Genomic DNA, 21922 nt, shown 5'->3' on the forward strand with positions numbered 1-21922 from the left:
CTGCCCGATCATGGGACGGAGGTGAACCGATGACCGAAGTGCTTCTGCTGCTCGTGGCGGTCCTGCTCTCCCTGGCCTGTGGCGCCTTCGTCGCGGCCGAGTTCTCGCTGACCACGGTCGAACGCGGACAGCTGGAGCGGGCCGTGGAGCGGGGGGAACGGGGCGCGGCCGGCGCCATGAAGGCCGTACGCAGCCTGACGTTCCAGCTCTCCGGCGCCCAGCTGGGCATCACCGTCACCAATCTGGTCGTCGGCATGCTCTCCGAGCCGTCGATCGCGAAGCTCATCCGGGGCCCCGTCGAGTCCGTCGGGTTCTCCCCGGGCGTGGCCTCCTCCCTGGCCCTGGTCATCGGGACGGCCCTGTCCACGGTCTTCCTGATGGTCGTCGGTGAGCTGGTCCCGAAGAACTGGGCGATCTCCTCGCCCCTCGCCGTCGCCAAGGCGGTGGCCACCCCCCAGCGGGCCTTCACCGCGGTGTTCCGGCCCTTCATCAGCCACCTCAACAACACGGCCAACCGGATCGTGCGCCGTTTCGGGCTGGAACCGGCCGAGGAGCTGGCCTCGGCCCGCAGCCCGCAGGAGCTGGTCGCCCTGGCCCGCCACTCCGCCAAGGAGGGCGCGCTGGAGGCCGACACCGCGGAGCTGTTCGTCCGCACCCTCAATCTGGCCGAGCTGACCGCGGAGAACGTGATGACCCCCCGCGTCCAGGTCACCGCCCTGGACGTCCGGGCCACCGCCGAGGACGTCGCCAACGCGACCCGCGCGACGGGGCTGTCCCGCTTCCCGGTGTACCGCGGCAGCCTGGACACCGTCGTCGGCGTCGCCCACATCAAGGACGTCCTGGCGATCCCCGCCGAGCGCCGTCCCCGCACCCGCGTCTCCGAGATGCTGCGCGAACCGCTGCTCGTTCCGGAGACCCTGACCGTCGACCGGCTGCTGGACCGGCTGTCCGGAAAGCTCGCGATGGCGGTCGTCATCGACGAGTACGGCGGCACGGCGGGCGTCGTGACCCTGGAGGACATCGTCGAGGAGGTCGTCGGCGAAGTGCGCGACGAACACGATCCGCACGAGACGCCGGATCTCGCCCCGGCGGGCGAGGACGCGGACGGCAGGACGCTGTGGTCGGCGGACGGCGCCGCCCGCACCGACCAGCTGGAGGCGATCGGACTGCGGGTGCCGGACGGCCCCTACGAGACCCTGGCCGGGCTGGTCGCCACGGCGGTGGGCCGCATTCCCGCCGTGGGCGACACCATCGAGCTGGCCGGCTGGCGCGTGGACGTGGTGGACGCCTCCGGGCGCCGCGCCGCACGCGCGCTGCTGCACGCCCCGCTGCCGGGCGACGACGAGGCCGCGGAGGACGAGCGATGACCGCCGTACAGCTGTTCATCGGCCTGCTGACCCTCGTCGTGAACGCCTTCTTCGTGGGTGCGGAGTTCGCGCTCATCTCGGTCCGGCGCAGCCAGATCGAACCGCAGGCCGAGGAGGGCAACCGTCGGGCCCGGAGCGTGATCTGGGGTCTGGAGCACGTGTCGGCCCTGCTCGCCGCGGCCCAGCTCGGAATCACCCTGTGCACCCTGGTGCTCGGTATCGTCGCCGAGCCCGCCATCGCGCATCTGCTGGAGCCGGTCTTCGACGCCGTGGGCGTGCCCCACGGACTGGTCCACCCGATCTCGTTCGTGATCGCCCTGACGGTGGCCACGTATCTGCACATGCTGCTGGGCGAGATGGTGCCGAAGAACATCGCACTGGCCGAGCCGGTGCGGACCGCGCTCGTCCTCGGGCCGCCCCTGGTCACGCTGGCCCGGACCCTGAAGCCGGTGATCTTCGCGATCAACGCCTTCGCCAACACCCTGCTGAAGCTGTTGCGCGTGGAGACCAAGGACGAGGTGTCGGCCACGTTCTCCGACGACGAGCTGGCCCGTCTGGTCAAGGACGCGGGCGACGCGGGCCTGGTCGACGACCGCGCCGCCGAGCGGCTGCACCACGCGCTGGAACTGGGCCGCAGGCCGGTGCGGGACGTGGTGCTGCCGGTGGACCGGGTCATGTACACCAGGGTGGGTACGACCCCCGAGGAGCTGGAGCGGCTGTCGTCGCAGACCGGCTTCTCCCGTTTCCCGGTGATGGACAGCGAGCAGCGCATCCTGGGCTACCTCCATGTGAAGGACGCCCTCGACGTCACCCCCCGGGACGAACCGTTCCCGGTGACGGCGATGCGGCCCATCGCCAGGGTCCGGGCGGCGACCCCGCTGGACGACGTCCTGACGGCCCTCCGGCGCAGCCGCACGCATCTGGCAGCGGTCCTGGACGAGGACGACCGGCTGGCCGGCATGGTGACCATGGAGGACGTCCTGAGGGAGCTGGTGGGACGGCCGCAGACGCGCTGACCGCCTCCGGATCCGGTGGGGAACCGTGTTCCCCACCGGATCCGTTCCGGGCGCCGGTCGGCGCCGGGCCCCACCGGCAGCGGTCCACCGACCGCCCGGTACGGGCCGCGACGCAGCCGGGCGCCCCCGCGATACGATCGGCGGCGCCATGGAATTGAATGCCGAATACACCAGTCTCGTCGCGGTCGGCGACTCGTTCACCGAGGGCATGTCGGACCTGCTGCCCGACGGTTCGTACCGGGGCTGGGCCGATGTCCTCGCCACCCGCCTCGCGGCCCGCACCCCCGGCTTCCGCTACGCGAATCTCGCGGTACGCGGCAAGCTCATCGGCCAGATCGTGGACGAGCAGGTCGACGCCGCGGCCGCGCTGCGCCCGGACGTGGTGACGCTGGTCGGCGGCCTCAACGACACCCTCCGCCCCAAGTGCGACATGGGCATGGTCCGGGGACGGCTGGAGGAGGCCGTGGAACGCCTGGCGCCCTCGTGCAAGAAGCTGGTGCTGATGCGCAGCCCGGGACGCAACGGTCCGGTGCTGGAACGGTTCCGGCCGCGCATGGAGGACCTGTTCTCCCTGGTGGACGATCTGGCGGCCCGGCACGGCGCGGAGGTCGTCGATCTCTACGGCGCTCCGGCGCTGGCCGACCCCAGGATGTGGGACGTCGACCGGCTCCACCTCACCGCCGAGGGCCACCGCCGGGTCGCCGAAGCCGTCTGGCAGCAGCTCGGGCTCCCGGAGGAGAGCGACTGGCGCACACCACTGCCTCCGTCGGCCCCGCCCCGCTGGACCGCCCGACGCGTGGAGGACGTGCGATTCGCCCGCCGCCACCTCTTCCCGTGGATCGGACGCCGTCTGACCGGCCGCTCCTCGGGCGACGGCCGCGCCGGTGCCCAGTTCAGCACCGAACTCGGACGCGCCTTCTGGGTGACACCGGCCGACGCGGGAAACCCGGGTCCCGTGTCCGGGTGGCGCCGGGCGGATGCGGACGCCTGAGGGCTGTCCCGTCGTCCCTGGAGGGCGTGCGACAACAGCCACGGCACCTCGCCGCGTCGTCGGGGCGCCCGAATACATCGGGACAGCCCTCGGGCCCGCGGTCCGGGCCGTCGAACCGCCCGCACGCGGACGCGCGCCCCGGCGTCCGCCGTCCAGCAGGTGAGACGCTTGCCCGCGCCGCTCTGACCTGGGCCTTACGGCCCCCGTCCGCGCCACGGAGCACCCGGGCCGCCAGGTAAGCTCTGGACACGTGACTGCTGTGTCTGCGAAGCCTCGCATCCCCAATGTTCTTGCCGGCCGCTACGCCTCCACGGAGCTGGCCGTCCTCTGGTCCCCCGAGCACAAGGTGAAGCTGGAACGCCGGCTCTGGCTGGCGGTGCTGCGCGCCCAGAAGGACCTCGGGATCGAGGTGCCGGACGCCGCCCTCGCCGACTACGAGCGCGTGCTCGACCAGGTCGACCTCGCCTCGATCGCCGAGCGCGAGAAGGTGACCCGGCACGACGTCAAGGCCCGCATCGAGGAGTTCAACGCCCTCGCCGGCCACGAGCAGGTCCACAAGGGCATGACGTCCCGCGACCTGACGGAGAACGTCGAGCAGCTCCAGATCCGGCTGTCCCTGGAACTCATGCGCGACCGCACCGTCGCCGTCCTGGCACGGCTGGGCCGGCTCGCGGGCGAGTACGGCGAGCTGGTCATGGCCGGCCGCTCCCACAACGTCGCCGCGCAGGCCACCACGCTGGGCAAGCGTTTCGCCACGGCGGCCGACGAGCTGCTGGTCGCCCACGGGCGGCTGGAGGACCTGCTGGACCGCTACCCGCTCCGCGGGATCAAGGGCCCGGTCGGCACGGCCCAGGACATGCTCGACCTGCTCGGCGGCGACGCCGCGAAGCTCGCGGAGCTGGAACAGCGCATCGCGCGGCACCTGGGCTTCGCCCACGCCTTCACCTCCGTCGGCCAGGTCTACCCGCGCTCCCTCGACTACGACGTGGTGACGGCCCTGGTGCAGCTGGCCGCCGCACCGTCCTCGGTCGCCAAGACCATCCGCCTGATGGCGGGCCACGAGCTGGTCACCGAAGGCTTCAAGCCGGGCCAGGTCGGCTCGTCCGCGATGCCGCACAAGATGAACACCCGCTCCTGCGAGCGCGTGAACGGCCTGATGGTCATCCTGCGGGGCTACGCCTCGATGACCGGCGAACTCGCGGGTGACCAGTGGAACGAGGGCGACGTGTCCTGCTCCGTGGTCCGCCGCGTCGCACTGCCCGACGCGTTCTTCGCCTTCGACGGCCTGCTGGAGACCTTCCTGACCGTCCTCGACGAGTTCGGCGCCTTCCCGGCCGTCGTCGCCCGCGAGCTGGACCGCTACCTGCCGTTCCTCGCCACCACCAAGGTGCTCATGGGCGCCGTCCGTGCGGGCGTCGGCCGCGAGGTCGCCCACGAGGCCATCAAGGAGAACGCCGTCGCCTCCGCGCTGGCCATGCGAGAGCAGGGCACGGAGCGCAACGAGCTGCTCGACAAGCTGGCCGCCGACGAGCGCATTCCGCTCGACCGCGCCCAGCTCGACGCGCTGATGGCGGACAAGCTCTCGTTCACCGGTGCGGCCGGCGACCAGGTCACCACCCTCGTCGCCCGCATCGAGGAGATCACCAAGCAGCACCCCGAGGCCGCCGGCTACACGCCGGGGTCGATCCTCTGATCCGCCGCGCCTCCGGCCGATGACACCCGAGGAACTCCGGGCCGCCCGTGACCGCATCGTCCCCGATGTGGTCACGGGCGGTCTGCGCGTCCTGTTCTGCGGCATCAACCCGAGCCTCACCACGGCTGTCACGGGTCACCACTTCGCCTTCCCCGGCAACCGGTTCTGGCCCGTCCTCCACCGGTCCGGCTTCACTCCGAGGCAGCTGAAACCCAGCGAGCAGTCGGAGCTCCTGCACTACGGTCTCGGCATCACCAACGTCGTCGCGCGTGCCACCGCCCGAGCCGACGAACTCTCCGCCGAGGAGTTCCGCACCGGTGGCCGCATCCTCACGGCGAAGGTGGAGAAGCTCCGCCCCCGCCTGCTGGCCGTCGTCGGAATCACGGCCTACCGGACGGCCTTCGGCGAACGAAAGGCGCGCGTCGGACCGCAGGATCGCACCATCGGCGACGCCCGGGTCTGGGTCCTGCCCAATCCCAGCGGCCTGAACGCCCACTGGACCGTTGACTCCATGGCCGAGGAGTACGCCCGCCTGCGCGCGACCCTCGCGGACCCCGATGCGGATGGCGCCGCCGAGGGCCACACCGAGGACACGCTCTCGGGCCACCCGGGAACCACGCACCGACCGTCCCCGGAACACGGCTGAGCGGCACACCGACCAGGTCGGCACGACCACTCGCAGGGCCACGCGGCCCGACGCCCGCTCGGCCTTCCAGAACTTGGCCCGCCAACACTTCGACCTGACGGCTCCTTCGACCGGCCGATCGCTTCGACCTGCCGTCCCGTGAGCCCGCCAACTTTCTGCCCGCCCGATCCGGCTGCGGCGTCGCCGGCCCACCGGACCGTTCCCCGAACCGTCAGCCACACCCCGCCGGGCTGCCACGGATCCTGCCGCGCACCGGCCCGGATTGCTCCGAGCGCCTCAGGGCGGGTCGATCTCGGTCACCACGACGCCCAACTCGCAACCGAGTCCGTCCTCCTCCAGGTACAGCGCGAGAGCGATCCAGCGGCTCTCCTGACGCCAGAGCCGCAGATACTCGCACCCCGCCACGGTCTCCGCCCATGGATCGGGGATCTCCTCACCTGCCATCATCCGTTCCTGCGCACTCCAGAGGCTGACCCTCTGCGGGTCGCCCCAGCGTGCCTCCAGCAACGTGATCAGTGCTCCGTGCTCGGCCAGGCACTGCGCACGATGGTCGAGCCGCGCGGCTTCGTCGTCGTCCCAGTGATCGACGTCGGCGTGCAGGAACGCCGTGTGGTAGCCGGGCCCGCTGACGCCCGAACCCGATCGAACGCGCTCCGCGGGGAACTCTCGGGTGCGCATCCCGTCGATGAGGCGGAGGTGATGTGCGGTCGTCATGCCGTCAGTAAACCGTCCCGCACTGACAATGGAGCACCCACCCTCCCCTTTTGATGCTCTATGCGCCTGTCTGCCACCACCCGGCACGACTCCTGAACACCTGACGGGTTCCACGACCGCGGACCGCCTGGGCACGCGACCGCAGGCGCACAGCAGGTTCGGCCGACGATCCGGGAGTTGACACCTGGAACCGGACAACGGGGACCTGGTGCCCCCATCGGATGGCGGGGCCCAGGCCACCAGGCCCCGGTGCCCCGAAATTACGGTGACTGCCCACCGTGCACGCCACTACATTGCTCCCGAACTCGTCGTCCAGCCAAAGGCGTGCCGTTGTACACCCTGTGAGACCTCCCAAGCGCTGACTCGTCGCGCGTCGCATCCGTGCGCCGTGCCCCTTTCTGCTGCGGATTTCTCACTGGAAACCGGTGTACCTCCATGCTCAACACCTGGGTCGTCATGCCCACCTGCCTCCCGCTCGTCGCCCGCCGCTGCCACACCTGCGGCTCCGACCGCTTCCGGCCCGACGGCAAGTTCCGCGTCAACGCGAACCACAAGCTCCTCGACGTCTGGATCCTCGTCCTCTGCACGCGATGCGGGGAGACCGCGAAGCTCACCGTCCTGGAGCGCACCCACATACGTTCCATACAGCCCGAGTTCCTGGACCGCCTCCACCACAACGACACAGCCCTGACCGGTGAACTCCTCCAGGTCCCCCTCATCCAGCACCGCAATCGCCTCACGCTCGACTGGGGCACCAACTGGCGGCTCGACACGGGCGCATCGGAGCACCTGAACCGCACCGTCATCGAAGTCGCCGTGCGCTTCACCGCACGGATCCCCGTCCGTCCGACCCGCCTCATCGCCCAGGGCTGCGCCCTTTCACGCGCAGAGGTCGAGCGCCTGATGGCCCGAGGACGCGTCGACTCGACCATCCGGCTGAACAGCAGAGCCGCCGACGACTTCACGTTCACCCTCAGGCGCTGAGCCCTTCCAGCGGGGCCGGCCCGTCCCGAGTGTTCCCCTCGCGTCCCCCGGGTCCGGCCCCGCTGCCTTCTCTCCCCCTCCCCACCCACCCCATCCCACTCATCACGCCCCTTTCCCACCGTTCCCCCCGCTCCTCCTCTGCGCGACAGCACTGGCGCCGCGCGCTTCGCCATCCGACAGAGCCGATCTCCGCGGTGGGGGTACCTCCACCGCCGCCCGGAGGACAACAGGGCGCCACAGCAGGGGGACACCCTGCTGGGCCCAGCCCCTCCCTCACTGCTGCCATGGACTCCATCGCCGAGCGAGCCCGCACATGGGCCCCGCACCAGCCACGCCTCTCCACAGGGAGAACGAGTCCACCATGCCCCGGTTAGCACGTGTCCGCCGAAATACCCTTGCCCTCACCGTCGTGGCCTCCGCCCTCTTCACGGCCTCTGCGGCTCCGCCCGTAGCCGCATCCCCCCGCCCGGCCGACCCGCTCCGGAACGAGGTGGACGCCGTCCACCGCACAGGGGTCGTCGGCGTGTCCGCCGAGGTCGCCTCCCGCGACGGGTGGCACATCGCACGAGCCGGCACCTCGGCGAAAGGAAGTAACTCCCCCATGCCCCGGAACGGCCGGTTCCGGGTCGGCAGCGTCACCAAGACCTTCACCGCCACGGTGATCCTGCAACTCGTCGGCGAAGGACGCATCGCCCTGGACGACACCGTCGAGCACTGGCTACCCGGCGCCGTTCACGGGAACGGCAACGACGGCCGCCTCATCACCGTGCGCCAACTCCTCCAGCACACCAGCGGCGTCCCCGACGCCCTGCCCGACATCCCCGCCCTCACCGATCCGGCCGGCTACCGCGCACAACGCTTCCGCACGTACACGCCTCCCGAGTTGGTGGCCCTGGCCATGCGACGCCCCCCTACGTTCCCGCCGGGCGAGGGCTGGGCGTACTCCAACACCAACTACGTCCTGGCGGCAATGATCATCGAGAGGGTCACCGGCCGGCCCTGGGACCACGAAGTAGCCGAACGAATCATTCGCCCCTTGGGCATGCACGGCACCAGCATCCCCGGCACCTCCGCCTCCGTATCGGGCCCTCATGCCCGCAGCTACTCCACCTTCGGCGACGCCACGGGCCCCACCATCGACGTGACCACGCTCAACACGACCATGGCCACCGGCTCGGGCTCGATCATCAGCACAACCCATGATCTCTCGCGCTTCTACTCCGCTCTTCTCAACGGCCGCTTGATGGCATCGGCCCAGTTCGACGACATGACGACCACCGTGCCCGCGCCGGCGCTCGGAGTTCGCTACGGACTCGGCATCGGTTCGATCCCGCTCTCGTGCGGCGGCGCCTACTTCGGCCATCCCGGCGAACTCCTCGGATACCGCACCTGGATCGGCATCACCCCCGACGGTTCCCGGACCGCCGTCGTGTACGCCACCAGCGAGGGCGGCAAGGACACCCAGGCCGCGATGAGCACCCTCGTTGACCGGGAGTTGTGCCGCGCCCCTGACATGTAAGGCTTCTCCGGACGAAGAACCGGCCGATTCGGTGCGGACCACTCAATGCGGTCCACGGTAGCTAGCGTGCGTCCGCATCCCCTCCGTCGTGGATGAAACGCGCGGGCTCCGCGCCGAACGACGCCGTTCTTGGAGCCCCCTGCCGACGGGCCGACCAGGCGTCCGTCACCGAACAGGACAGCACCGGATGTCGTCGGGGAGCGACCGGTCGAACGGATGGGGAACACTCGCCGCATGATCGTGATGCAACCAGTCGTGGAGGCCTACAGCCCCGAAGGCTTCGACCTGTGGCCCACAGCCGTGGCCGGTCCCTCCGGCTTTCTGCCACTCCACAGTGCGCTCTCGTCCGCCGAGGTCGGTTCCGCGGTGATGTGCATCGCCAAGTGCAACGACATCGACCCCGATGGTGACCGCCCCCCTCGCCCGGCCGACCCTCTCGGCTCCTTTCTCCACGGGCTCCTCACTTTCGACACCCCCTTCGCCTCCGGCGGCTTGGAAGTCACTGATCCGTCCTCGGGCCATGCCTTCCTGCCCGGCTGCTGCGACGGGCTGGAGGACTGGCGTGATTGGTACCGTCTCATCGAGGACGGCCACACGCTCACGTTCGGCCATGAACCCGTCTCACCCGTCGCCGAGCACGTCGGCGCCACCGTCCGGCTCACCGCCAACACCGACCAGCCCAACAGTCCCGTCATCGAACTGCTCGCCACCGACCTCCGCGCTCTGCTCGCCGGCGTCGAGCAGAGCCTTCTCGGCTTCCTCGACCGTGCGGCAGCTTGGGCCCTCGTCCACCTGCCCAACCTCGACGTCCCCGTCACGACCGCCCTGGCCCGCGCCATGGACGTTCCCTGGCCACCAGCACCACCGAGTATCCAGGCGGGAGCCCTCATCCGGGCGGAGCCCTCATCTGCTCAGCGCCATCGAAGCTAGACGTCCCTCCGTCGTATCGCCCACCACCCGCCGAGGAGAGCAGCGGCGGCCCACCCGGCCGTGACAGCCAGCCCCGTCCAAGGCCCCAGACTGCTGCTCCCCGCCTCCTGGTGGAGCACCAACTGGCCCGCGCGGTCCGGCAGATAGTCGGCCACCCCGCCCGCCACATCACCCACGACGAACGAGACGATCAGGACGAAGGGGATCAGCAGGCCGAGCACGGCGACGGCGCTCCGGAGAATGACGGTCAGGCCGGCGGCGAAGAGCGCCATCAGTGCCAGGTATATGCCGCTGCCGAAGGCCGCCCGCAGTACTCCGGGCTCTCCGAGACCGATGGCATGATCGCCCATGAACAGCTGGCCGACCAAAAAGCTACTGAAGCCGGTCAGGAGCCCCACGGCCAGCGCCGTACTCCCGATGAGGGACATCTTGATGGCGAAAAGCAGGGTACGGCGTGGGACAGCAGCCAGTGAGATCCGGATACCGTCGTTGACGTATTCCGTGGAGACCGCCGTCGCGCCGAAGCTGATGGCCGCAATCTGGGCGAAGTTCAACGCGTAGAAGGCACCGAACACGAGATCGGCACCGTCCTTCTCCGCCTCGGCCTTCCCGATGGTGGCGGCGGCCAGGATGGTGATGGCCAGGGTGGCGAGGAGTATCGCGGCCAGGGACCCGGTGACGGATCGTACCGATCTCATCTTGATCCACTCGGAACGCAGGATCGCGGTGGTGGTCATGATCAGACCTCCTGACTGTAAGGGATGGCGGACGGAGCCGAGGCGAACTCCGTGGTGTCAGAGGTGAGATCGAGATAGGCCTGCTCAAGCGTGGTCTGCTCGTCGACGAGCTGGAGCAAGGGGATTCCTTCCGATGCCGCAAGCGTCCCGATCTCCTCCGCCCTCGCCCCGTCGACGGTCCAGAGCTCGCCTTCACCCTGCTGGGCGCGGAATCCCCGGCGTGCGAGCGTTTCGCCGAACCGCACCGGTTCGGTCGTACTCACCCTCACCCGTGGCCGGCTGCGGGAGTCCAGGAATTCCTGCATCGGAAGGTCCACGAGGAGGCGCCCTCTGCCCAGAACGATCAAGTGGTCGGCGAACGAGGAGGTCTCGTTCATCAGATGACTGGATACGAGAACGGTCCGCCCCTGCCGCGCGAGTCGCCTCATCAACTCCCGGATCCAGATGATGCCTTCCGGGTCCAGACCGTTCGACGGCTCGTCGAGCATGACGACATCGGGGTCGCCGAGAAGAGCCGCGGCTATGCCCAGGCGCTGGCGCATGCCGAGTGAGAACGTCTTGATCCGTCGGTTCCCGACGTCACCGAGGCCCGCCTCCTCCAGCACGGTCTCGACGCGCGATTCCCCTATCCCGTTGCTCGTCGCCAGCGCCAGGAGGTGGTTGCGCGCGGTACGGGAGCCATGAGCGGCCTGAGCGTCGAGAAGTGCTCCGACTCGACGCAGCGGGTGGCCGAGGCCGGCGTACGGCTGCCCGCCGATCGTGGCCGTTCCCGCGGTGGGGCGAATCAGGCCGAGCACCAAGCGCATGGTGGTCGATTTCCCTGCCCCGTTCGGTCCCAGAAACCCGGTGACGCGTCCCGGCCGCACGCTGAACGTGAGTCGGTCCACGGCTCGGGTCCCGCCGTAGTCCTTGGTGAGTTCGTGGACTTCGATGCTGGTCATGTCCCCAGCCTCGCCGCCGCGCCCCGGGCCGGTCCTCCCCCATCGGGGTAGATCATCTCCCTCGCTCGGGGGAGTCGCCGGGTGGATCGCGCTGGCACGATGGCGGCATGCTCAGCTTCTTCCGCCGACTGGCATCGCCCGTCACCTACACCCGGTGGCTGCACCTGCTCCTGCCCGGGACCGTCGTCAGCGTGTGGCTGTACATCTCGACGGACATGCCATGGGTGCCCGTCGCACTGGCCGCGGGCGTCGGCCTGGTACCGGGCATGCGGCTCGCAGAGGGCGTCCAGGCACAGTTGCTGCTCACGCCTCGCGAGCGCGGTGATCCCGAGGCATCCATCTCCGTCGCCTCGTCGTCCTCCTGGTCCGAGCGCTGGCGCACCGCCCTCTGGCTGGAGGTGCGCCTGGTCTGTGCCGGGGTGGCCGGGATGAGCACCGTGTGGCTGCTGGCCACGACGGTCGACCTCATCAGGTCGTCGGCCGGATTCGCGACCAGTGACGCCTGGCTCGTACCCGGGCTCGGCGCGCAGTGGTGGTCGGCGGTCCTGGTGCCCGTTCCCCTCGTGGTGCTGCTCGCCGTGGTCGTGGTCTGCGGTGACGTGATCACGGCTGCCGCCCGATGGCTGCTCGGGCCTACGCCTGTGCAGCGGCTGACCGCGTTGGAGGCGCGGACGGAACAGCTTCTCGAGCGCAATCGGATCGCGCGCGAGTTGCACGACTCGATCGGACACGCCCTGACGGTCGCGGTGGTCCAGGCCGGAGCGGCGCGCGCCGCAAGCGACCCCGTCTTCACCGAGCGCGCGCTGGCGGCGATCGAGGAAACGGGGCGCAACGCGCTGGACGACCTGGAACGAGTACTGAGGGTATTGCGCGAAACGGACGCACCGCCGGGTCAGCGACCGTCGCTGAGCGAGGCCGATCGCCTGTTGGACTCGGCACGCGGCTCCGGCGCCGATGTGGACGCCCATGTGTCCGGTCCGCTGGACCAGGTGCCCGCACCGGTGTCCCGTGAGGGCTATCGCATTCTTCAGGAGGCGCTGACCAATGTGCTGCGGCATTCCGGATCGGTTCCGGTGAAGGTCCGTATCGCCGTGGCGGAGGGCAAACTCGACCTGAAGGTGACCAATCCTCTGATATCCGGCACCGTCGTCGTACCCGAGGGCGGGAGTGGCCTGCGCGGGATCAGAGAGCGGGCGTCTCTCCTGGGAGGCAGTGCCAGAACGGGGCCGTACAAGGGGGAATGGATGGTGCACGCGAGCCTTCCGCTCGACCGCATAGGGTGAGCCGATGCCGGTAACCGTACTTCTGGTCGACGACGAGCCATTGGTCCGCGCGGGGCTCCGCGCGGTGCTGGACGCCCAGCCCGACATCGAGGTCGTGGGCGAGGCGGGTGACGGCGCGGCGGTGGTGCCCCTCGTACGTCAGCTGCGCCCTGCCGTGGTGGCCATGGACGTCCGGATGCCGCTCATGGACGGCATAGAGGCGACGCGTGTCGTACTGCGCTCGGTGCCGGATCCGCCGAAGATCCTGGTGGTGACGACGTTCGAGAACGACGAGTACGTCTATGAGGCGCTGCGTGCGGGGGCGGACGGCTTTCTGCTCAAGCGGGCCCGGCCGGCCGAGATCGTGCATGCCGTGCGGCTGGTGGCGGAGGGGGAGTCACTGCTGTTCCCCGCGGCCGTCCGGCAGCTGGCTGCGGAGTACGGCACGAACAGGGCCAGGAAGGCCATGGAGCGGGCTTCACTGACCGATCGGGAGGCGGCTGTGTTGAGGCTCATGTCCCGCGGTCTGTCCAACGCGGAGATCGCCGCGCATCTGGTGGTGAGTGTGGAAACGGTGAAGACCCATGTCAGCGCGGTTCTCGCCAAGTTGGGGGCCAGGGATCGCACCCAGGCGGTGATCGCTGCCTTCGAGTCCGGATTCGTCTCGCCGAGCTGATACCGGGCGTTCCGGGGCGGCATCGGCGCCCGCGGTCGCCACGCCCCTGAGCAGCGAGTACCATCCGCCTGACATGCGCACGAGCTGGGAGGACACACCGTGGGCCGGCTGACCGGTGGGGACCCGTCGTTGCTGCGTCGGATCAATTCCGCGGTGGTGCTGCATGCCCTCCGAGGTGCGGGTTCTCCGACACTCACGGATCTGACGCGAATCACGGGCCTGTCCCGGCCGACGGTCGAAGGTGTCATGGAGGGTCTCTTCGAGGCCGGGCTCGTCGTCGAGTCGGCGCCCGACGGGGCGGAGGCGCGTCGGCAGGGACGGCCGGCCCGCCGGTTCCGGTTCCGGGCCGAGGCGGGGCATCTACTGGGGATCGAGATCGGTCCTCACCGGGTGTCGGCGCTGCTGTCGGGCCTGGACGGCCGGATCATCGGGGCCGGTTCGCGTGAGGTGTCGGAGACGGCGAGCGCGGACGACCGGCTCGACAAGGTACGGGCCGTCGTCGCGGACGTCCTGCGGCGGACGGGCGTGGCGCGCAGCAGCCTGCGAGCCGTCGGTGTGGGCAGTCCCGGCATCGTGGAGGCCGATGGCACGGTGCGGCTCGGCACAGCGCTGCCGGGCTGGACGGGGCTGGCGCTCGGTGAACGTCTCGGCCGCTCGTTCCGCTGTCCCGTCCTCGTCGAGAACGATGCGAACGCGGCGGCCGTGGCGGAGCACTGGAAGGGCGCGGGCAGGGAGTCCGACGACATCGTGTTCGTGCTGGCCGGCCTGAGCCCCGGAGCCGGTTCGCTGATCGGGGGGCGGTTGCACCGCGGGTTCGGTGGTGCGGCCGGTGAGATCGGTGCGCTGCACCTGCTGGGCCGTGAGGTGACGCCGGAGCGGTTGCTGTCCACGACGGACACCCCCCTGGATCCGCTGGACGAGCAGGCGGTCGCGGCGGTGTTCGCGAAGGCGCGGCACGGTGACGAGCGGGCGCAGGCCGCTGTCGAGCGTTTCATCCAGCGGCTGGTCCACGATGTGGCGGCACTGGCTCTGGCGCTCGATCCCGAGCTGGTGGTCGTGGGGGGCTGGGCAGCGGGCCTGGACGGCGTTCTGGACCCGCTGCGCAACGAGCTGGCGCGCTACTGCCTGCGCCCGCCGCGGGTGGCTCTGTCGCTCCTCGGGGAGGCCGCGGTGGCCACGGGCGCGCTGAGGCTGGCGCTCGACCACGTCGAGGAGGAGTTGTTCGCGGTGGAGGGAACGGTGACGGCCCGCCGCTGATGCGACGGGCCGCGGGATGCCCGCCCCGGCCGGGGCGGGCGGCGGGTCAGGACGCCTGGCGCGCGTCCTCGTGGTGGCTGATCTCCAGGGCACCGGAGTCGCCGAAGGTGAGGCGGCAGGTGTCGGCCCGGTAGGTGGCGACGGAGACGGCCGCCGTGCCGCCGGCGGCGAGGTAGCGGGTGGTGACGACGAGGACGGGGGCGCCGGGGAGCCGGTCGAGTTCCTTGGCGTCGTCGACACGAGCGGAGCCGAGTTCCACGGAACGGTCCTGGCCGTCGAGGCCCAGACGGTGCAGTTCGCGGACGACGTTGCGGGCACGGGCGGGGCCGGAGGGCGTCTCTATGGCCGAGAGCTCCGGAACGGAGGCGGAAGGCACGTACAGCAGCTCCGCCGCCACCGCCTGCCCCTGGGTGACACGGATGCGGCGCACGATGTGCACGGGCTCGTCGACACCGATGTCGAGCATGCCGGCCACGGCAGCCGGTGCCGCGGCGCTCTCGCAGTCGACTGCCTGCCAGGCCTCGCCGGCTCCGCCGCCGGTCCAGTCGTGCCGGGCCGTGGAGACCGCCACGCCCACGCGGGGCGGGGCGACCGTGGTGCCCACACCGCGGCGGCGCTGCAGTCTGCCCTCCAGTTCGAGCTGTTCCAGGGCCTGCCGGAGCGTAGCTCTGGCGACGCCGAACCGAGCGGCGAGCTCACGCTCGTTCGGGAGGATCTCCCCCACCGCAAAGTCCGAGTCGAGTGCCTCACTGAGCACGGTTTTGAGGTGCCAGTACTTCGGCTCCTGCACCGTTTCCAGCTGCGTGGTCCCCACCCTGTCCTCCGCAATCGCCCAGCGGCTTTTCCGCGACGTTATTTATTAAAGGTTCCTGTCTTAACGTTGAGACCATAGGACGACGCACCCCCTTGGTCAAGACCAATCCTCGGGCCGCGAAGCTGTGAATCGAAGGCCAGCCGCGCAGCGTTCACAGGACGTTCGCGGACCCGAGGTCCGTGCGCAGCACAAAGCCCCACGTCCGGGGCGGGTCGTGGTTGGCTACTGGGCACGCCTGGGGCGGGAGCGCGACAGGACTTCCGGAGGCCGCGTTCCTCGGCGGGAATCCGGCGGAGGGCGGGAAGGGGCCGGGCCGCCAGTGGCGGCCGGCGCCCCGCCGATACGTGGGCTAGTCGACGGCGAGCGTGGTCAGCTTGTCGGGGTTGCGGACGATATAGACGCACTGGACGACGCCGGCGCGCATCTCCACCTGGCACACGGAGTCCGGCCTTCCGCCGGAGAGGACCAGGGCGCCCGGCGCGCCGTTGAGTTCCACCAGGCGGATCTCCATGTCCGGGACCTGCCCGTGGGCGACCGCGAAGAGGAACCTGCCGACCTTGTCCGCGCTCTCCAGGACCCGGAGCGGCGCCTTGGACTTGCCGCCGCTGTCGCCGACGAGCCTCACGTCGGGTGCCAGCAGGGCCAGCAGCTCCTCGATGTCGCCTCCGGCCGCCGCGGCGAGGAAGCGCTCGGTGAGGTCGCGGCGCTGGACGGGATCGACGTCGTACCGGGGCTTGCGTTCCTCCACGTGACGCCGGGCGCGCCCCGCGAGCTGGCGCACGGCGGCCTCGCCCCGGTCGAGCGTGGCCGCGATCTCCGCGTACGGGAATCCGAAGGCCTCGCGCAGCACGAAGACGGCGCGTTCCAGCGGAGAGAGCGATTCGAGGACGACGAGCACGGCGACGGAGACGGACTCGGCCAGTACGGCCTGCTCCGCCGTGTCCGGAACGGTGGGTCCGAAGTCCGTGACCAGGGGTTCCGGGAGCCACGGCCCCACGTACGCCTCGCGCCGCGTGCCGATCTGGCGCAGCCGGTCGATGGCGAGACGAGTGACGATCCGGACGAGGAAGGCACGTGGTTCACGCACTTCCTCGCGGGAGGCGGCCGACCACCGGAGCCATGCCTCCTGGACCACGTCCTCGGCGTCGGCGATACGGCCGAGCATGCGATAGGCGACCCCGATCAGGACGGGCCGGTGCTCTTCGAAGACGTCGGTCACGGTTTCGGTCGTCACCGGACCATCCCAGCCGACGCGTCGCGCGGTGTCCAGTTCCCGTGACGCAGACCCCTTGAACTGCAAGCTACCTGGCGGTAATTGTTGTTGACAGTCCGTCTACCTCATCGGTCGGCGCATCGACGACGCGCCGCATTCCCCAGGAGTCCCCATGGCCACGGCCTCGTTCACCGTCGAGTCGCCCCGAGGACCGCGCACCGTGTCCGTGGCCTACGAGCGTGCGGGCTCCGGTGCACCTCTGCTCCTGCTGCACGGCATCGGCCACCACCTCCAGGCGTGGGACCCGGTCGTACCGGTCCTCGCCGTCGAGCGGGATGTCATAGCCGTCGACCTGCCCGGATTCGGGGCCTCGCCCGGCCTGCCCGACGACCTCCCGTACGATCTCGGCACCGTGGTCCCCGTCCTCGGCGCCTTCTGCGAGGCCATCGGGGTGCGCCGGCCGCATGTGGCGGGGAACTCGCTCGGCGGGCTGCTCGCCCTGGAACTGGGACGGGTCGGGCTCGCGCGTTCCGTGACGGCCCTGTCGCCCGCCGGCTTCTGGAACGAGAGCGAACGCCGGTACGCGTTCACCACACTGCGCGCCATGCGACGGGCCGCCTTGTCGATGCCGTTGCCCCTGATCGAGCGGCTGTCGCGCACCGCCGCCGGGCGTACCGTTCTCACCAGCACCATCTACGCCCGGCCCGGTCGCCGCTCCCCCGAGGCGGCGACGTCCGAGACCCTGGCCCTGCGCGGCGCGACCGGCTTCCACCGAACGCTCGCCGCCGGACGGAACACCCTGTTCCGCGACGACATACCGGGCCTACCGGTGACCATCGCCTGGGGCGGCCGCGACCGGCTGCTTCTGCGCCGCCAGGGCATCCGGGCCAAGCACACGCTTCCCGAGGCCCGCCTCGTCAGGCTTCCCGGCTGCGGCCACGTCCCGATGAACGACGACCCCGCCCTCGTCTCCCGGGTGATTCTCGACACGAGCCGCTGAATCCCCGGCCGGTCCGCCTCCGCGCCGCCGCAGCAGACCCGAGCCGATCGCCACTCCGAGCCCGACCAGACAGCTCCCGGCAGCCTGAGCGGGCCCGTACGTACCCGCTCCGACCAGGGGGGCCGTGACGGCGGCGGAGACGGGGATCAGCCCGGAGAAGAGCGTGGCCCGTTCGGCGCCGATCCGCTGGATCCCCCGGTACCAGCAGACGAAGCCGATGACCGTGACCACGGCGGCCTGCCACAGCAGCGCCACGGTCTCCTCGCCCGTGGGCACCCGCACGAACCCCGCCCCGTCGAGCACCACGCCGATGACGGCTGACTCCGCAGCGGCCAACGCGCACGCGGTGGCCGACAGGAGCCGGGGCCCCAGCGGGCGCAGCACGGGCACGGCGATCAGGGCGAACCCCACCTCACCGGCCAGCGCCCCGACGGACAGCAGAATGCCCGCGGTGTCCGTGCGCCCCCATCCCTGCACGGTGAAGGCACCGGCGGCGACCAGTGTGGCCGCGAGAAGGACGGTTCGCGTCGGCCGGCGCCCATCGCCGAGCGGCACGAGAACGGCCACGACGATCGGGGCGCAGCCGACGAATACTCCCGGAACTGCCGGCTCCGCCGAGCGTTCCGCGGTCAGGACGGCCAGGTTGAATCCGACCATTCCCACAGCGGCGAGCACGGCGAGCCGCGCCCACTGGCGGCCGGTGAGCGCGCGCAGCACCTGCATCGGCCCGGGTCCCTCGGGCGGCCTGAGCAGAGGGATGAGCAGGAGGGCGGCGAGGCCGTAGCGCAGGGTCTGTCCCCCGGCGTAGGGGTATGCGCCGAGCACGCTGTTGGCGGTGAAGGAGGCACCGACGAGGACGCAGGCGAAGGCGGCGAAGGCGGCGCCGCGCAGTGAGGTCGTATTCATGTGAATGACGCTAGGCATTCCGGCGGTCCGGATTAAGGTCCACATTCATGACGTCTTCGAGGACCAATTCAGAGCATGCCGGTGCCGCTGACGTGCACGAGTCCGTGTCGGCGGCCTGGGAGCTGCTGCTGCCGGCCGCGGCGGCACCGGCGCGTGGCCGGGGGCGCGCCCTGCAGTCCGCGCTGCGCGAGGCCGTACGTTCCGGCCGTCTGGTGCCGGGGACCCGGCTGCCGTCGAGCCGTGCGCTCGCCGCCGATCTGGGTGTGTCGCGCGGTCTGATCACGGAGGCCTACGAGCAGCTGACTGCGGAGAGCTATCTGCGCAGTGGCCGCGGGGCGGGCACCTGGGTGAGCGGGTCGGTGCGCGCGGCGGCGGACGGGGCCCGCGATCTCGCGCCTCGCGGACCGGGCACTCTCGTCGACTTCCGGCCGGGCACTCCGGATCTTTCGCTGTTTCCCCGCAGCGCCTGGGCCGCCACACACCGTTCGGTCATCAACCGGCTGCCGCACAGCGCCCTGGGATACCCGGACCCCCGCGGTCTGCCCGAGCTGCGCGTCGCGCTCGCCGCGCTGCTGACCCGACGCCGCGGGGTGGTGGCCGATCCGGAACGGCTGCTGGTCTGCTCGGGCGTCGCCCAGGCAACCACCCTGCTGGGGTTCGTGCTGCACGGGCGGGGACAGCGCACCGTCGGCGTCGAGGACCCCGGGAGCCCCGAGCACGCCGCGCTCTTCGCCTCCGCCGGGCTGGACACAGAACGGCTTCCCCTGGACGACGAAGGGCTGGAAATCGCATCGCTCGAAGCTTCGGGGGTGCGTGCCGTGGTGACGACGCAGGCCCATCAGTTCCCCACCGGAATCGCCTACTCCGCCGCCCGGCGCAGCCGGCTGCTCGACTGGGCCCGGGAGAACGACGCCGTGATCATGGAGGACGACTACGACGGGGACTTCCGCTACGACCGCGCCCCGGTCGGCGCGCTGCAGGGGCTCGATCCCGAGCATGTCGCGTACACGGGATCGGTGAGCAAGTCGCTCGCACCCGGACTGCGGCTGGGCTGGCTGCTGGCCCCGGCCTCGATGACGGACGAACTGGTGGACCGGAAGCGGACGATGGACCTCGGCAATCCGAGCCTGGACCAGGCGGTGCTCGCCGACTTCGTCGTCCGGGGCGACTACGACCGTCAGCTGCGGCGCTGCCAACGCGCCTACCGGGAACGTCGCGACGCCATGACGACGGCTCTGTCCACGTACTTCCCGGGCACCGCCGTCAGCGGAATCGCCGCCGGACTGCACATCATCGCGCGTCTTCCCGAGCGCTACGGGCCCGAGGCGGAGTTCCTGGCCCGCGCGGAGGGGGCCGGAATCGCCCTGCGTCCGCTGAGCGACTGCGGGACGGTGGCACCGGCGGACTGGTCGATCGCTCTGGTGCTGGGGTACGCGCATCTGGCGCCCGCCGAGATCGGACGCGGGCTACGGCTGCTGGCCAAGGCCCAGGACGGCTTCTGATATCGCTCCGGCGGTGCCGGGCCCGGGTGTTCACCTCGCGTTGGTGTGACGGTCTCCGGCGGGCGCGAGGGTGGGCCGGTCGGTCAGCAGATCCGTTCCGTCGCCCCGGAGGCCACTCGATGCCGTTCCGTCCGCGCGTTCCTTCCCCCGGCCGCCGCACCGTGCTGCGCGGCTCGCTGGCGGTCCCGGCCGCCCTCGCCGTCCCCGTCCTCGGTCCCGCGGCGCCCGCCTTCGCCCGGTCGGGCCGCCCGGACGCGGCGTGGGGCGTCCAGGTCGGCGATGTCACCTCGTCGACCGCCCTCGTGTGGGTGCGTTCCGACCGCCCGGCTCGGATGCTGGTGGAGACCTCCGCGACGGAGTCCTTCCGTCGTCCGCGCATCTGGCACGGTCCGCTGCTGGGCCCTGGCACGGACTTCACCGGGACGACCCCGCTGCACGGGCTGCCCGCGGGCGAGCAGGTCCACTACCGGGTGACCCTCGCCGATCCGGAGGACCCCCGGCGTACGGGCCGGCCCGTGTACGGCACGTTCCGGACGGCTCCGGCCCGGCGGCGGGACGGGGTGCGCTTCGTGTGGTCCGGTGACATCGCGGGGCAGGGCTGGGGCATCAACCCGGACATCGGCGGGTACCGGGTGTACGACGAGATGCGCCGTCTGGACCCGGACTTCTTCCTGTGCAGCGGCGACAACATCTACGCGGACGGGGTGATCGAGCCGAGTGTGACGCTTCCCGACGGGCGGGTCTGGCGGAACGTGACCACCGTGGAGAAGTCGAAGGTCGCCGAGACGCTGGCGGAGTACCGGGGGAACTTCCGGTACAACCTGCTCGACGACAACCTGCGCGCCTTCAACGCCCAGGTGCCGTCGGTGATCCAGTGGGACGACCACGAGGTGCGGAACAACTGGTATCCGGGCCAGATCCTCGATGACGTCCGGTACGCCGAGAAGAACGTGGACGTACTGGCGGCGCGTTCCATGCGGGCCTTCGGCGAGTACTTCCCCGTGTCGACCCTGCGCCGTTCGAACGGTGAGGGCCGTGTGCACCGAGTGGTTCCGCACGGTCCGCTGCTGGACCTGTTCGTGCTGGACATGCGTACGTTCCGCAACGCCAACTCACCCGGGCGGCAGGCCGACGACACCACCGGAATCCTCGGCGCGGAGCAGCTGAAGTGGCTGAAGCGTGCGCTGTCGAAGTCCCGTGCCGTCTGGAAGGTGATCGCCGCCGACATGCCGCTCGGGCTGGTCGTCGCCGACGGCGCGACGGACTTCGAGGCGGTGTCGCAGGGCGATCCCGGCGCTCCGCTCGGCCGCGAACTCCAGATCGCCGAACTGCTCCGCCACATCAAGCACCAGCGGATCACCGGAACGGTGTGGCTCACAGCCGATGTGCACTACACCTCCGCCCAGCACTACCGGCCGGAGCGGGCGGCCTTCCAGGACTTCGCCCCCTTCTGGGAGTTCGTCACGGGCCCACTGGCCGCGGGCCAGTTCCCGGCCAACGCGCTCGACCGGACCTTTGGCCCGGACCAGGTCTTCGTCAAATCACCTGATCGAGCGAACGTCTCCCCGATGGAGACTCCTTCGCTGTTCGGCGAGATCGACATCGACGGCGTCAGCGGCGAGTTGACGGTCCGCCTTCGTGAGCAGGGCGGATCCGTTCTGTTCACCAAGGTTCTCCAGCCCGGCCGGGTGGGTCAGTGACGCCGTCGGGAACCTGACGGACGAGAAGCGCGAGGTGTGCCGGTGCGCGTTTCG

The 21922-nt window shown here is 70.7% G+C and carries 19 protein-coding genes and 1 pseudogene; 14 read left to right on the plus strand and 6 right to left on the minus strand.

Translation table 11 applies throughout. The features are described from left to right. Nucleotides 1–29 precede the first annotated feature (29 nt). The 5 genes from ACFVDM_RS13205 to mug all read left to right on the plus strand — a co-directional run bounded on the left by ACFVDM_RS13205 (nt 30) and on the right by mug (nt 5713). Nucleotides 30–1367, plus strand: a complete 1338-nt coding sequence (locus ACFVDM_RS13205; RefSeq protein WP_383637419.1) for a hemolysin family protein — start codon at nt 30–32, stop codon at nt 1365–1367. Next, the gene (locus tag ACFVDM_RS13210) at nt 1364–2383 is read left to right on the plus strand and encodes a hemolysin family protein (RefSeq protein ID WP_383637422.1); all 1020 of its coding nucleotides are present in this window, start codon (nt 1364–1366) and stop codon (nt 2381–2383) included. Before ACFVDM_RS13205 ends, ACFVDM_RS13210 begins: the two co-directional genes overlap by 4 nt. A 148-nt stretch (nt 2384–2531) precedes the next feature. Beyond that, complete coding sequence (locus tag ACFVDM_RS13215; RefSeq protein ID WP_383637425.1) at nt 2532–3374, plus strand: GDSL-type esterase/lipase family protein; 843 nt, start codon at nt 2532–2534, stop codon at nt 3372–3374. 250 nt (nt 3375–3624) lie between these two features. Beyond that, a complete protein-coding gene (gene purB, locus ACFVDM_RS13220; RefSeq protein ID WP_383637428.1) occupies nt 3625–5067 on the plus strand; it encodes an adenylosuccinate lyase in 1443 nt (480 codons plus the stop codon). A 19-nt stretch (nt 5068–5086) separates the two neighbouring features. Continuing rightward, nucleotides 5087–5713 carry a G/U mismatch-specific DNA glycosylase gene (gene mug / locus ACFVDM_RS13225; protein WP_383637431.1) on the plus strand — a complete coding sequence of 209 codons (627 nt, stop codon included), beginning with the start codon at nt 5087–5089 and terminating at the stop codon, nt 5711–5713. Between the two features lie 276 nt (nt 5714–5989). Here the strand turns inward: mug and ACFVDM_RS13230 are convergent, their stop codons facing one another. Then, a complete protein-coding gene (locus tag ACFVDM_RS13230) occupies nt 5990–6427 on the minus strand; it encodes a hypothetical protein (protein WP_383637434.1) in 438 nt (145 codons plus the stop codon). A gap of 435 nt (nt 6428–6862) precedes the next feature. On the opposite strand from ACFVDM_RS13230, the gene ACFVDM_RS13235 reads away from it, so the two are divergent. The 3 genes from ACFVDM_RS13235 to ACFVDM_RS13245 all read left to right on the plus strand — a co-directional run bounded on the left by ACFVDM_RS13235 (nt 6863) and on the right by ACFVDM_RS13245 (nt 9860). Continuing rightward, the gene (locus tag ACFVDM_RS13235) at nt 6863–7411 is read left to right on the plus strand and encodes a DUF1062 domain-containing protein (protein ID WP_383637437.1); all 549 of its coding nucleotides are present in this window, start codon (nt 6863–6865) and stop codon (nt 7409–7411) included. Nucleotides 7412–7772: 361 nt separating this feature from the next. Continuing rightward, nucleotides 7773–8930 (plus strand): serine hydrolase domain-containing protein, encoded by a 1158-nt coding sequence (locus ACFVDM_RS13240; RefSeq protein ID WP_383637440.1) that lies wholly within the window; start codon nt 7773–7775, stop codon nt 8928–8930. Nucleotides 8931–9164: 234 nt separating this feature from the next. Next, nucleotides 9165–9860 carry a hypothetical protein gene (locus tag ACFVDM_RS13245; protein WP_383637442.1) on the plus strand — a complete coding sequence of 232 codons (696 nt, stop codon included), beginning with the start codon at nt 9165–9167 and terminating at the stop codon, nt 9858–9860. On the opposite strand, the gene ACFVDM_RS13250 is transcribed toward ACFVDM_RS13245, so the two are convergent. After that, nucleotides 9857–10597 (minus strand): ABC transporter permease, encoded by a 741-nt coding sequence (locus ACFVDM_RS13250; protein WP_383637445.1) that lies wholly within the window; start codon nt 10595–10597, stop codon nt 9857–9859. The two genes, ACFVDM_RS13245 and ACFVDM_RS13250, sit on opposite strands and share 4 nt — an antisense overlap. Before the next feature lie 2 nt (nt 10598–10599). After that, nucleotides 10600–11538: an ABC transporter ATP-binding protein gene (locus ACFVDM_RS13255; RefSeq protein ID WP_383637447.1), complete on the minus strand. Its 939-nt coding sequence runs from the start codon at nt 11536–11538 to the stop codon at nt 10600–10602. A 107-nt stretch (nt 11539–11645) separates the two neighbouring features. Between ACFVDM_RS13255 and ACFVDM_RS13260 the strand changes: the two genes are divergently transcribed. From ACFVDM_RS13260 to ACFVDM_RS13270, 3 genes are all read left to right on the plus strand, one after another. After that, nucleotides 11646–12821: a sensor histidine kinase gene (locus ACFVDM_RS13260; RefSeq protein ID WP_383637450.1), complete on the plus strand. Its 1176-nt coding sequence runs from the start codon at nt 11646–11648 to the stop codon at nt 12819–12821. A gap of 4 nt (nt 12822–12825) precedes the next feature. Further along, on the plus strand, nt 12826–13476 hold the full coding sequence (locus tag ACFVDM_RS13265) for a response regulator (protein ID WP_383637452.1): 651 nt from the start codon (nt 12826–12828) through the stop codon (nt 13474–13476). Nucleotides 13477–13575: 99 nt separating this feature from the next. Continuing rightward, nucleotides 13576–14733, plus strand: a complete 1158-nt coding sequence (locus tag ACFVDM_RS13270; RefSeq protein WP_383637455.1) for an ROK family protein — start codon at nt 13576–13578, stop codon at nt 14731–14733. 46 nt (nt 14734–14779) lie between these two features. On the opposite strand, the gene ACFVDM_RS13275 is transcribed toward ACFVDM_RS13270, so the two are convergent. Together ACFVDM_RS13275 and ACFVDM_RS13280 are read right to left on the minus strand one after the other, a co-directional pair. Continuing rightward, a complete protein-coding gene (locus tag ACFVDM_RS13275; protein ID WP_383637458.1) occupies nt 14780–15547 on the minus strand; it encodes a GntR family transcriptional regulator in 768 nt (255 codons plus the stop codon). Between the two features lie 349 nt (nt 15548–15896). Beyond that, entirely contained in the window at nt 15897–16781 is an 885-nt protein-coding gene (locus ACFVDM_RS13280) for an RNA polymerase sigma-70 factor (RefSeq protein ID WP_383637461.1), read from the minus strand. Between the two features lie 151 nt (nt 16782–16932). Between ACFVDM_RS13280 and ACFVDM_RS13285 the strand changes: the two genes are divergently transcribed. Then, nucleotides 16933–17760, plus strand: a complete 828-nt coding sequence (locus ACFVDM_RS13285) for an alpha/beta fold hydrolase (RefSeq protein WP_383637464.1) — start codon at nt 16933–16935, stop codon at nt 17758–17760. A gap of 57 nt (nt 17761–17817) precedes the next feature. On the opposite strand, the pseudogene ACFVDM_RS13290 reads toward ACFVDM_RS13285, so the two are convergent. Then, nucleotides 17818–18711: pseudogene (locus ACFVDM_RS13290) on the minus strand (DMT family transporter); the annotation flags it as partial. Nucleotides 18712–18713: 2 nt separating this feature from the next. Here ACFVDM_RS13290 and ACFVDM_RS13295 point away from each other — a divergent pair. Both ACFVDM_RS13295 and ACFVDM_RS13300 read left to right on the plus strand, forming a co-directional pair. Next, a complete protein-coding gene (locus ACFVDM_RS13295; protein ID WP_383637466.1) occupies nt 18714–20168 on the plus strand; it encodes a PLP-dependent aminotransferase family protein in 1455 nt (484 codons plus the stop codon). 119 nt (nt 20169–20287) lie between these two features. Beyond that, nucleotides 20288–21868 carry an alkaline phosphatase D family protein gene (locus tag ACFVDM_RS13300; protein ID WP_383637469.1) on the plus strand — a complete coding sequence of 527 codons (1581 nt, stop codon included), beginning with the start codon at nt 20288–20290 and terminating at the stop codon, nt 21866–21868. Nucleotides 21869–21922: the final 54 nt, after the last annotated feature.

The organism is Streptomyces sp. NPDC057682 (assembly GCF_042799575.1).
Classification (GTDB): domain Bacteria; phylum Actinomycetota; class Actinomycetes; order Streptomycetales; family Streptomycetaceae; genus Streptomyces.